The 12,176-nt window shown below is 60.0% G+C and carries 10 protein-coding genes; 7 read left to right on the forward strand and 3 right to left on the reverse strand.

The window, feature by feature from the left end; all coding sequences use genetic code 11:
• Positions 1-50: 50 nt before the first annotated feature.
• Positions 51-923 carry an SDR family oxidoreductase gene (locus tag J3P92_RS11810; RefSeq protein ID WP_434650880.1) on the forward strand — a complete coding sequence of 291 codons (873 nt, stop codon included), beginning with the start codon at positions 51-53 and terminating at the stop codon, positions 921-923.
• Here the strand turns inward: J3P92_RS11810 and J3P92_RS11815 are convergent.
• Complete coding sequence (locus tag J3P92_RS11815) at positions 910-1,542, reverse strand: response regulator (protein ID WP_434563810.1); 633 nt, start codon at positions 1,540-1,542, stop codon at positions 910-912. The two genes, J3P92_RS11810 and J3P92_RS11815, sit on opposite strands and share 14 nt — an antisense overlap.
• A gap of 31 nt (positions 1,543-1,573) precedes the next feature.
• Positions 1,574-2,935, reverse strand: a complete 1,362-nt coding sequence (locus tag J3P92_RS11820) for a cache domain-containing protein (protein WP_434611177.1) — start codon at positions 2,933-2,935, stop codon at positions 1,574-1,576.
• Between the two features lie 301 nt (positions 2,936-3,236).
• Between J3P92_RS11820 and J3P92_RS11825 the strand changes: the two genes are divergently transcribed.
• The 4 genes from J3P92_RS11825 to J3P92_RS11840 all read left to right on the forward strand — a co-directional run bounded on the left by J3P92_RS11825 (position 3,237) and on the right by J3P92_RS11840 (position 7,692).
• Positions 3,237-5,297, forward strand: coding sequence for a carbon starvation CstA family protein (locus tag J3P92_RS11825; RefSeq protein WP_045156376.1), 2,061 nt, complete (start codon positions 3,237-3,239; stop codon positions 5,295-5,297).
• A gap of 15 nt (positions 5,298-5,312) precedes the next feature.
• Positions 5,313-5,510: a YbdD/YjiX family protein gene (locus J3P92_RS11830; protein WP_072390895.1), complete on the forward strand. Its 198-nt coding sequence runs from the start codon at positions 5,313-5,315 to the stop codon at positions 5,508-5,510.
• Between the two features lie 1,046 nt (positions 5,511-6,556).
• Complete coding sequence (locus tag J3P92_RS11835) at positions 6,557-6,859, forward strand: transposase (protein WP_014717988.1); 303 nt, start codon at positions 6,557-6,559, stop codon at positions 6,857-6,859.
• A gap of 8 nt (positions 6,860-6,867) precedes the next feature.
• Complete coding sequence (locus J3P92_RS11840; RefSeq protein WP_434611621.1) at positions 6,868-7,692, forward strand: IS3 family transposase; 825 nt, start codon at positions 6,868-6,870, stop codon at positions 7,690-7,692.
• Positions 7,693-8,003: 311 nt separating this feature from the next.
• On the opposite strand, the gene J3P92_RS11845 is transcribed toward J3P92_RS11840, so the two are convergent.
• The gene (locus J3P92_RS11845) at positions 8,004-9,800 is read right to left on the reverse strand and encodes a methyl-accepting chemotaxis protein (RefSeq protein WP_420766768.1); all 1,797 of its coding nucleotides are present in this window, start codon (positions 9,798-9,800) and stop codon (positions 8,004-8,006) included.
• A gap of 243 nt (positions 9,801-10,043) precedes the next feature.
• Between J3P92_RS11845 and J3P92_RS11850 the strand changes: the two genes are divergently transcribed.
• Together J3P92_RS11850 and J3P92_RS11855 are read left to right on the forward strand one after the other, a co-directional pair.
• Complete coding sequence (locus J3P92_RS11850; protein ID WP_420766769.1) at positions 10,044-10,310, forward strand: DUF4212 domain-containing protein; 267 nt, start codon at positions 10,044-10,046, stop codon at positions 10,308-10,310.
• An 11-nt stretch (positions 10,311-10,321) separates the two neighbouring features.
• Positions 10,322-12,091: a sodium:solute symporter family protein gene (locus J3P92_RS11855; protein WP_420766770.1), complete on the forward strand. Its 1,770-nt coding sequence runs from the start codon at positions 10,322-10,324 to the stop codon at positions 12,089-12,091.
• The last annotated feature ends 85 nt before the right edge of the window (positions 12,092-12,176 follow it).

The following is a 12,176-nucleotide window of genomic DNA, read 5'->3' on the forward strand; positions in this document are numbered from 1 at the left end:
CAGGTTATAGAAGACTTTCTATCTCGCTTTTCCAGACAGGAGCGTTGCTCATGCACGTATTCGTTACCGGTGCCACGGGCTGGGTTGGGTCGGCCGTGGTGCAGGATTTGCTCGGCTCCGGGCATCAAGTCACCGGCCTGGCCCGTTGCGAAGAAAAGGTTGCCGCGCTCGCCGCCACCGGCGCGAGAGTAATTCAAGGGACGTTGGATGATCTGGATGTCCTGCATCATGCAGCGTCGGCGGCGGATGCGGTTATTCACACCGCTTTTAATCATGATTTTTCACGATTTGCCGAAAATGCCGAGCAAGACCGTCGTGCGATTATGGCACTGGGCGGCGCGTTGCAAGGCTCCGAGCGACCGCTATTGGTGACCTCGGGCTTGTTCGGATTGACCCGGGGCGCCAGTGAGCTGGAAGTGGTCAGCCCGGCCTCGCCTCGCAAGTCCGAAGCCACGGCAAGGGATCTGACCGAGCGTGGTGTGCGCGTGGCGACGGTTCGGTTGGCGCCATCGGTCCATGGCGTCGGCGACTATGGATTCGTACCGATCCTGATTCGTCTGGCCCGTGAGCAGGGCGTATCGGCTTATCTCGGCGACGGTAACCATTGCTGGTCGGGCGTGCATCGACTGGATGCGGCACGGGTCTATCGATTGGCGCTTGAGCAGGGCGTAACCCAGTCCGTCTACCACGCCGTCACCGACGAAGCTGTACCCTTCAAGGACATTGCCCAGGCGATAGGACGTGGCCTGGGAGTGCCGGTCGAGTCCCGAGAGCGCGAGCATTTTGGCTGGTTCGCTCACATGGCGGGCGCGAACATGGCGGTGTCCAGTGAGTACACCCGCGGTTTGTTGGGCTGGGTGCCGAGCGGGCCGGGGTTGTTGGATGATCTTGAACATCCTGGTTACTACATCAGCGCGGAATGATCCCGTGGTCGATCGCGTATTTCACCAGGGCCGCGGGCTTGTCGATGTTGAGCTTTCGGCGAATGCTCAGGCGGTGGGTTTCGACGGTGCGGACGCTGATGTCCAGCTCGCGGGCCATTTCCTTGTTGTTGAAGCCCTGGACCATTTTCTTCAGCACCTGGGTCTCGCGCGGCGTCAGCTCGCTGTCGGTGTGCGGGTCGGTGGCGAGGCGCTGGGCGATCTCGGCGCTGTAGAAGGTGCCGCCGCTGATGATGGCCTCGATGGCGGCGATGATTTCCTTCGACGGCGAGTTCTTCAGGACATAGCCGCTGGCGCCGGCGCGCACCGATTCGCTGACGTACTCATGATTGTCATACATGCTCAGAATCAGGATCTTCAAGCCTGGGTGCTGCCTGCCCAGCAGTCGGGTCAGCTCAAGGCCGTTCATGTCCTTGAGGCCGATGTCCATCAACAGGAGATCCGGCTGGCAGCGTTCGACCATTTCGATGGCCTGTACACCATTCTCCGCTTCGCCAACCACATCCAGCCGGGGCATGACGGACAGCAGGGCGCGGATGCCGTCCCGGACCAGGGAATGATCGTCGACCAGGGCGACGCGTATGGCTGGAGACAGGGTCATCGGCAAGGGCTCTTGTTGAATTCAAGGCGCATCAGCTTTCCGTGGTGGGCATGGTCATGGGCAAGAGGATATCCAGTTCGCTTCGTCCTGGCACCGATGTCATGTCCAGCCGCCCGCCAAAATGCTCGACCCGTTCGCGGATATTACGCAAGCCGATGCCCGTATGGCCGCGCTCGACCTGTGGAACGTTGAAGCCCATCCCGTCATCCACAACGGTCAGGCGCAAGGACTGGCCGGAGCCGAACAGGGTGATGGCCACACGCTTCGCCCCGGCGTGACGCTCGATGTTGGTCAGCGCTTCCTGGGCGATGCGAAACAGCGAGACCGGTGCGCCGTTTTCCAGGCGACAGTCGAATTCGTTGCTTCGGTAGGACACTTCCAGGCCGCTGCGTTGCTCGAATTCGGCCGCAAGCTGGCCGATGGCGGCAGGCAGGCCCAGGGTGTCGAGCAAAGACGAGCGCAGGTCGTGGGAGATGCTACGGATTTCACCGATGGCTTCACCCAGTCGGTCCGTGGCGTTTTTCAAGATGCCCACTCCATTTTCCTGGCCGTTCTCGATGACGTGGCTGGCCAGCTCGAACTGGAACTTGATCGACACCAACAGTTGGCTGATGCCGTCATGCAATTCACGGGATACCCGGGAGCGCTCTTCCTCTTGCAAGCTGACAATGCGCTGGTTCAAGCGCTGCAGTTTCTTGTCGGCCAGGCGATGCTCGCTGACGTTGAGGGTAATGCCGCCGGCGAACACCAGTAGCACTGCGATCAGTGCAATGGCGGCGATTGCCTGCATGGTGGTGTGGATGCCTTGGGCCACTTCGGCGCGGGCTTGTTGGGTGGCACGCTCCACGTCCTCCAGGTAAATCCCGGTGCCGAGCATCCAGCCCCAGCGATCGAGCATCACGACATAGGCCAGTTTGTCGGTCACCTGGCCGGAGGAAGGCTTGTTCCAGGCATAACGCTGGAAGCCTTCACCCGATTCGGCGCTCTTGAGCAACGCCTGGATGACGGGCAGGCCCTGGGGATCTTTCATGTCCCAAAGGTATTGCCCGACCAGTTCCGACTGCCGGGCGTGCATCAGGCTGCGACCCTGGCGGTCGTACACGAAGAAATATCCGTTGATACCGAAGCTGAGCTTGCGCAGCTCTTCCAGTACCTGCTGCTGTGCCCGCGCGTCGCCCTGGCCGTTGTCATACAGCGGCGCGATCAGGCTCTGCGCCATCTCGACATAGTTCTTCAATTCGGCGCGCTTGCTCGCCAGGATGCTGTCTTCGATCAGTTGCGCCTGTTGATCACCCAACTGGCGGTTGAGCGAGATGACCAAGGCACCGATGACAGCAATCGCCAGGACCAGCGGCAGGATCCCGAGAGCAACGATTTTGTGTTTGAGCAGCATCTTTACTCCAGTCCGGGCGCGGCGGGGAGGCGAATGGCGGCATCATATGCCAAACCTGTGCGCGCGGCATAAGACCTGTGGGAGCGAGCCTGCTCGCGAAGGCGATGGGGCAGTCAAATCATCATTAACGGACACGCCGCTTTCGCGAGCAGGCTCGCTCCCACAAGGGAATCGGGGTTCTACGTAGTACTACGGATTTATTTATTGACGGCATGCAGGGATATTGGGCCGGCTCCGAATAGCCGGGGCACACTATAAAAACAATCGCCGCAATCCATTGGATATCGGCAGGAGACACGCAATGACAACCCGTTTGGTTAAACACCTCGCCTGGTTTGCCGTGGCTGTTCTGGGAGCTTGTGCGCTGAGTGTCGTGGCCTTGCGCCGCGGAGAGCCGATCAACGCCCTCTGGATCGTCGTCGCAGCCGTGGCCATTTACCTGGTCGCCTATCGCTACTACAGCCTCTTCATCGCCAACAACGTGATGCAACTCGATGCGCGCCGGGCCACGCCTGCCGTGCTCAACAACGATGGCCTGGACTACGTCCCGACCAACAAGCACATCCTGTTCGGCCACCACTTCGCGGCCATTGCCGGCGCGGGGCCGCTGGTCGGGCCGGTGCTGGCCGCGCAGATGGGCTACCTGCCCGGCACGCTCTGGCTGATCGCCGGCGTGGTGCTGGCCGGTGCGGTGCAGGACTTCATGGTCCTGTTCCTGTCCACCCGCCGCAACGGTCGCTCCCTGGGCGACATGGTGCGCGAGGAAATGGGCCGCATTCCCGGCACCATCGCGCTGTTCGGCTGCTTCCTGATCATGATCATCATCCTCGCGGTGCTGGCGCTGATCGTGGTCAAGGCCCTGGCCGAGAGCCCGTGGGGCATCTTCACGGTGATGGCGACCATCCCGATCGCGATGTTCATGGGCATCTACATGCGCTACATCCGCCCGGGCCGCATCGGCGAGATCTCGATCATCGGCGTGCTGTTGCTGTTGGGTTCGATCTGGCTGGGCGGGCAGATCGCCGCCGATCCGGTCTGGGCCAAGGCCTTCACCTTCACCGGGATCCAGATCACCTGGATGCTGATCGGCTACGGTTTTGTCGCGGCGGTCCTGCCGGTGTGGCTGATCCTGGCGCCACGGGACTACCTGTCGACCTTCCTCAAGATCGGCACCATCGTCGCCCTGGCGATCGGCATCCTGGTCACCATGCCCGAGCTGAAAATGCCTGCGCTGACTCAGTTCACCGACGGCACCGGGCCGGTGTGGAAGGGCGGCTTGTTCCCGTTCCTGTTCATCACCATCGCCTGCGGCGCGGTCTCGGGCTTCCATGCGCTGATCTCCTCGGGCACCACGCCCAAGCTGCTGGATAACGAAACCAATGCCCGCTACATCGGTTACGGCGGCATGCTGATGGAATCCTTCGTGGCCATCATGGCGATGGTTGCCGCCTCGGTGATCGAGCCGGGCGTGTACTTCGCCATGAACAGCCCGGCGGCGATCGTCGGCACTGACGTGGTGGCCGTGGCCCAGACCGTCAGCAGTTGGGGCTTTGCAATCACCCCCGACGCGCTGCAAGCGGTGGCCAAGGACATCGGTGAGACCACCATTCTGGCCCGTGCCGGCGGTGCGCCGACCCTGGCGGTCGGTATCGCGCAGATCCTGCACTCGGTGCTGCCGGGTGAGAACACCATGGCCTTCTGGTACCACTTCGCGATCCTCTTCGAAGCGCTGTTCATCCTCACCGCGGTGGACGCCGGCACCCGTGCCGGGCGGTTCATGCTGCAGGATCTGCTCGGCTCGTTCGTGCCGGCCCTCAAGCGTACCGAATCCTGGACCGCCAACCTGATCGCCACTGCCGGCTGCGTCGCGCTGTGGGGTTACTTGCTGTACCAGGGCGTGATCGATCCGCTGGGCGGCATCAACACCTTGTGGCCGCTGTTCGGCATCTCCAACCAGATGCTGGCCGGTATCGCCCTGATGCTCGCCACCGTGGTACTGATCAAGATGAAGCGCCAGCGCTACGTCTGGGTCACGCTGCTGCCGGCGAGCTGGCTGCTGATCTGCACCACCACCGCGGGCCTGATCAAGCTGTTCGACGCCAACCCGGCGATCGGCTTCCTGGCCCTGGCGCGCAAATACAACGATGCCCTGGCCGCCGGCCAGATCCTGGCCCCGGCCAAGAGCATCGAGCAGATGCAGCACGTGGTGTTCAATGCCTACACCAACGCAACGCTGACGGTATTGTTCCTGTTCGTGGTCTTCAGCATCCTGTTCTACGCGCTCAAGGTCGGCATCGCCGCCTGGGGCACGAAAGAGCGCACGGACAAAGAAGCGCCATTCCAGGCCCTGCCGGACGCTTGATAGAGGATTGCAACGATGTTCAATGACTTGAGTCGCCTCGGTAAATACCTCGGTCAGGCCGCCCGCCTGATGGTCGGCATGCCCGACTACGACAACTACGTCGAGCACATGCAAACCAAGCACCCGGACAAGCCGCTGATGGACTACGAGGCGTTCTTCCGAGAGCGCCAAGAGGCCCGTTACGGCGGCAAGGCCGGGCCCAAGTGCTGTTGAACTGAGGCCCATCCCTTGTGGGAGCGAGCCTGCTCGCGATAGCGGTGGGTCAGTTAATGATGAATTGACTGACCTGACGCCATCGCGAGCAGGCTCGCTCCCACAGTTGTTTTGGGCTGGTCTCAGGATTTTTGTACACCACCGGTTCCCTTGTGGGAGCGAGCTTGCTCGCGATAGCGGAGTGTCAGTTGGTGATGAATTGACTGACCTGACGCCATCGCGAGCAGGCTCGCTTCCACAGTTGTTTTGGGTTGGCCTCAGGATTTTTGTACACCACCGGTTCGCTTGTGGGAGCGAGCCTGCTTGCGATAGCGGTGGGTCAGTTGGTGATGAATTGACTGACCCGACGCCATCGCGAGCAGGCTCGCTCCCACAGTTGTTTCGGGCTGGTCTCAGGATTTTTGTACACCACCGGTTCCCTTGTGGGAGCGAGCTTGCTCGCGATGGCGGAATGTCAGTTGGTGATGAATTGACTGACTTGACGCCATCGCGAGCAAGCTCGCTCCCACAGTTGTTTTGGGCTGGTCTCAGGATTTTTGTACACCACCGGTTCGCTTGTGGGAGCGAGCCTGCTCGCGATAGCGGAGTGTCAGTTGGTGATGAAATGACTGACCTGACGCCATCGCGAGCAGGCTCGCTCCCACAGTTGTTTTGGGCTGGTCTCGGGATTTTTGTACACCACCGGTTCCCTTGTGGGAGCGAGCCTGCTCGCGATAGCGGTGGGTCAGTTGGTGATGAATTGACTGACCCGACGCCATCGCGAGCAGGCTCGCTCCCACAGTTGTTTTGGGGTGGTCTCAGGATTTTTATACACCACCGGTTCGCTTGTGGGAGCGAGCCTGCTCGCGATAGCGGAGTGTCAGTTGACGAGGATTTGATTGACCTGACGCCATCGCGAGCAAGCTCGCTCCCACAGTTGTTTTGGGCTGGTCTCAGGATTTTTGTACACCACCGGTTCCCTTGTGGGAGCGAGCCTGAACTGGCCTAATGATTTTGGACACTTCAATCGGGCGCTATGATAGCGCCCAAATCTGAGGTGTTTGGATATGCGTAAATCTTATTCGAGTGAGTTCAAGCTCAAGGCTGCCAGCATGGTGCTGGATGAAGGCCAGCCGGTTACCGAGGTCTGTGCCAGCCTAGATATCGGCCCCACTGCTCTGCGCCGCTGGGTCGATCAAGTGCAAAAAGAACGCCTGGGTTCGACCCCGGTAGGGGCCAAGGCGATTACCGCTGATCAGCGAGAAATCCAGAGGCTCAAAGCCCTACTCAGGGAGAAAGACCTGGACATTGAAATCCTAAAAAAGGCCAGTGCTCTCCTGCTTTTGGACGCCAAAGATCATTCACGCTGATCGATGAGCTGGACGAGCAATACGGCGTTAAAAGGTGTTGCCGGGCGTTTGGGATCAACCGCAGTAGTTTCTACGCCTGGCGCCAGCGCCAAGGCAGAGCAAATCCTGAACGGGACAAGCTCAAAGCCGCGCTGGTCAGGCACCACAGGGCGTCCAGAGAGTCGGCCGGCGCACGTACTTTGTCCAAGGAGCTAAAAGCCAAAGGGCATCGTATCGGACGTTATATGGCTCGCAGTTTGATGCGCGAAGCTGGCATCGCTAGTCGTCAGCGCAGGCGCCATAAGTACAAGTCGCCGGGCGTTGAGGCATTGGTGGCGCCGCACGTGCTCAAGCGAAAATTTGATGTAACGGCGGTTAACCAGGTGTGGTGTGGCGACGTGACTTACATCAAGGTCGGCAAGCGGTGGATGTACTTCGCCGCCGTTCTGGATCTGTACGCTCGGAGGATCGTGGGTTGGTCGTTCTCGATGATTTCTGATGCCAACCTGACCTGCGAAGCGCTACGCATGGCGGTTGAGCTACGCGGCCACCCCCAGGATGTGTTGTTTCATTCAGACCAAGGTTGTCAGTACACCAGTCATAAATTCCGAAACGAGCTTGTGAAACACGGGTTTAGGCAAAGTATGAGCCGTAAAGGCGAGTGCTGGGACAACGCCCCCATGGAGCGTTTCTTTGGTAGTTTGAAATCAGAGTGGGTTCCTGAAACGGGCTACAAACTGGAACATGAGGCCCGGGCAGACGTGCAGCGCTATGTCTCGCGCTACAACATCAGCAGGCCTCACAGCTACAACGACTACCGGTCGCCGGTCGCGAAGGAAAGGTTGGCGGCGTGAACCTTAATCGGTGTCCAAGATTACTTGACCAGTTCAGCCTGCTCGCGATAGCGGAGTGTCAGTTGGTGATGAATTGACTGACCTGACGCCATCGCGAGCAGGCTCGCTCCCACAATTGTTTTGGGCTGGTCTCGGGATTTTTGTACACCACCGGTTCCCTTGTGGGAGCGAGCTTGCTCGCGATAGCGGAGTGTCAGTTGGTGATGAATTGACTGACCCGACGCCATCGCGAGCAGGCTCGCTCCCACAGTTGTTTTGGGCTGGTCTCGAGATTTGCGTACATCCCGCTCCCACACGGCTGGTCGAAACGCTTAGTCCGCCAACAACACCGCCGCATCAAACCCCACCCGCAAGTTGCCCCAGTGACGGCCGCCGAAGAAGAACGGCACGTCGATCTCGGTCATGATTTCCCCGGTGTCGCGCAGGTAGGTCTGGAGCAGGAAGCGCTGGACGTTGCCCGCAGCGCGCAGGCCGATCGGGTCGTTGAAGATCCGCTTGTTGCGGCAAACCGGTAGGTCCACCGCGCGGTCTCCGGTCGGTTGTTTGGACACCCAGCTGTTATTGACCGGGCAATACCCCTTCGTATCGACAATGAACGAGACCTTGCCGCCCGGCGTGCTGCGGGTGAGCTTGTCGCATTCTTCCTGGCAGACCCGGGCAAAGCGTTCGGTATAACTGGTCATGTATTGCTTGGGATCGGTGCCGGGAATCAATTGGTAATTCTGGTCGAACAGGTTGACACCTTCATCCTGCAACGCCTGCAAATGAACCTGCAGCGTGTCGCGGCATTCGCTGGCACGGGTGATGGCGGCGTCCAGCTTGCCGTGGCCAAGCACGAAGCGGCCCAGTAGCGTCTGGACTTTCTCCGCCACGCCAGACAGGTCGCGGGTAGCGGTCGCCGATTGCTGCATGCGTTGGTCGATCGACTGGCTGTCGGCGTGGATCTGGGTAACGCGTTCGTTGATGCCAGTGTTGGTATCGGCGAATTGCTGGATATGGTCAGCGATGTCGGCCAACTTGCCGTTGGTGGATTCGAAGTCGACGATCATGCTTTCGAAATGACCGGACGCGCGTTCAACAACTTTCTGGGTTTCCCGGGCGCTGTGGCTGATCTGGGTGGTCTGTTCGTGGGTCGAGCTGACTTCCTGCAACATGGCGTCGATGTTACGGGAGATATCGTCGGTGGCGCGGCTGACGTTCTGCGCCAAGGTGCGCACTTCATCGGCGACCACCGCAAAGCCACGGCCACTTTCCCCGGCACGCGCGGCTTCGATGGCGGCGTTGAGGGCCAACAGGTTGGTCTGGGCGGAAATCTGCTGGATCAGGCCGACAATCGACTTGATGCTCGAAGAGCGCTGGTTGAGGGCGTCCACCAGCCCGGCGAACTCGCCGAGGCTGCTGGAAATCTCGCTGATGTTGCCGGTCACTTCCAGCAATTCGGCGTAGGAGTCCCGGGCCATGCTCAGGTTCTGCGCGGTGGTGCCGGATATGCCCTGGGTCTGGCGCGACACCTCTTCAATACGGCCCACGGCGGTATTGCTCTGCTCCATCACTTCCTTGGCGAAGCGCGCCTGGTGCGTCGCGCTGTCGCTGGAATCACTGATGTTCTTCAGCGAGCGGGCCGATTCGACGGCGATATGGACGGTCAATGCCTGGACGTTGCTAATGATCTCGCGCTGCTTGGCCAGGAAACGGTTGCAGGTGGCGGCCAGCGTGCGGATCTCGTCGTGGGTCACCAGCGGCAGGTCCTTGGACAAGTCGCCTTCGCCGTTGGCGATCTCTTCCAGGGCTTTGGTCATGGCGGTAACGGGGCGCACGATGAGGTGGCGGAAGTACCAGACCATGAAACTGACCATGGCCAGCGTCAAAAGCGCGCCGAAGAGCAGCGCATGGGTGAGGCTGTCGAGGCGGTCTTGAATCTGTCCCAGCAGCGCGGCGTCAAGCTGGGCAGTGCGCAACTGCAGGACGATATCGGCGCGGGCGCTGAGGGCCACCCAATAAAGCAAGGCACTGACCGCGACCAAGAGGAAAAGGCTTGAAAGCTTTTTGGTGAGGGTATCGAAAAATTGCATTTCGATAGACTCATACAAGGCCTTTAACGTCTGCATCACAGCTCCAGGGAAAAATAGATTCGATGGCATACATTCGACCGAGAACGGCAAAGCTTTAGGGGGTTGGGGCGATTTGATATCACCCTGGGATTCTGACGCGGCCTGGCCCTGTCTTTTCGGTGCGAAAGGGATGTCAATAACTGTTGTTACGAATTAGACGAAAGTCGTACTAGCGCCTTGCCCGGCGACTGCTACGGTTTGAAGTGCAAAACAATAACAACAAAACAAGAGGGCGCTTCGATGTCCACTGAAAAACAACAGGCTGCGCGTGCCTACTGGACGGAAAATCTACGCTGGATGCTGGTGTTGCTGGTCATCTGGTTCGTGGTGTCGTTCGGTTTCGGCATCTTGCTGGTCGACTCACTCAACACCATCAGTTTCTTCGGCACGCCCCTGGGGTTCTGGTTTGCCCAGCAGGGGTCCATCTACGTCTTTGTGCTCGAGATCTTCTTCTATGTCTGGAAGATGAATCAGCTTGATCGCAAATATGACGTTCACGAAGACTGAGGGCGGCGCACATGGACACAAAAACCCTGATCTACCTAGTCGTAGGCGCCACCTTTGCGTTGTACATCGCGATCGCGATCTGGACGCGGGCCGGCTCCACCAGTGAATACTACGTCGCGAGCAAGGGCGTGCACCCCGTGCTCAACGGCATGGCGACCGGTGCGGACTGGATGTCGGCGGCGTCGTTCATTTCCATGGCGGGGATCATCGCCTTCGCGGGGTACGACGGTTCCGTCTACCTGATGGGCTGGACCGGCGGCTACGTCCTCCTGGCGATGTGCCTGGCGCCGTACCTGCGCAAATTCGGCAAGTTCACCGTGCCCGAGTTCGTTGGGGCGCGTTATTACTCGCAGACGGCGCGGGTGGTGGCGGTAATCTGCGTGATCTTCATTTCCTTTACCTACGTGGCGGGGCAGATGCGCGGCGTAGGCATCGTGTTTTCCCGCTACCTGGAAGTGGACATCAACACCGGCGTCATGATCGGCATGGCCATCGTGTTCTTCTATTCGGTGCTGGGCGGCATGAAAGGCATCACCTACACCCAGGTGGCGCAGTACTGCGTGATGATCTTCGCCTACATGGTGCCGGCCATCTTCATCTCGATGATGATCACCGGCAATCCGATCCCGCAGCTGGGCTTCATCAGCGAAGCCGCCGGCTCGGGGCAGAGTGTGATCGAACGGCTCAATGGCCTGGGCGCCGAGTTGGGCTTCTCTGCCTATACCAATGGCACCAAGTCGACCATGGACGTGTTTTTCATCACCATGGCGCTGATGGTGGGGACCGCGGGCCTGCCCCATGTGATCGTGCGGTTCTTTACCACCCCCACCGTCCGGGACGCACGCAAGTCTGCCGGCTACGCATTGCTGTTCATCGCGATTCTCTACACCACCGCACCGGCGGTGGCAGCGTTCGCTCGTACCAACCTGCTGACCTCCATCCCTAACGTCAGTTATGCCACCGCGCCGGACTGGTTCAAGGCCTGGGAAAATTCCGGACTGATTGCCTGGGCGGACAAGAACAACGACGGCATCATCCAGTACAGCCCTGGGGCGGCGCTGGTCGGGGCGCCGAGCTTTACCGGCGAACGTGGGGCGCATGAGCAGCGGTTGCTCAAGAACCAGCTTTCGCCGGTGCCCAACGAGCTGTATGTCGACAACGACATCATGGTGTTGGCCAACCCTGAAATCGCCGGGCTGCCCGGTTGGGTAATTGCCTTGATCGCTGCCGGTGGGCTGGCGGCGGCGCTATCCACGGCGGCGGGGCTGTTGCTGGTGATCTCCACCTCGATCTCCCATGACCTGCTCAAAAGCAACATCATGCCCAGGATCAACGAGAAGCAGGAGTTGCTCGCGGCGCGTATCGCGGCCGGTGTGGCGGTATTGATCGCCGGATTGTTCGGCATCTACCCACCCGCATTCGTCGCCCAGGTGGTGGCGTTCGCCTTCGGGTTGGCAGCGTCTTCGTTCTTCCCGGTCATCGTCATGGGGATCTTCTCCAAGCGCATGAACCGCGAAGGCGCGATTGCCGGGATGATCGTCGGGCTGACCTTCACGTTCACCTACATCGTCTATTTCAAATTCATCAACCCGACGATGAACACGGCTGAACATTGGTGGCTTGGTGTGTCCCCTGAAGGCATCGGCACATTGGGCATGGTATTCAACTTCCTGGCGGCCCTGGTTGTGTCACGCTTCACCGCGCCGCCACCGGAGCACATCCAGCATCTGGTCGAGGACATCCGCGTACCGAGGGGTGCTGGCGCCGCCATCGATCACTGACCTTCAACGAGCCCCAAAAAGGAGAGGGGACCGATAAAGGGCGCCGGAGTCATCCTCCGGCGCCCTTTAATGCATTCAGAGTCAA

Source organism: Pseudomonas sp. D3-27 (assembly GCF_051132165.1).
GTDB lineage: Bacteria > Pseudomonadota > Gammaproteobacteria > Pseudomonadales > Pseudomonadaceae > Aquipseudomonas.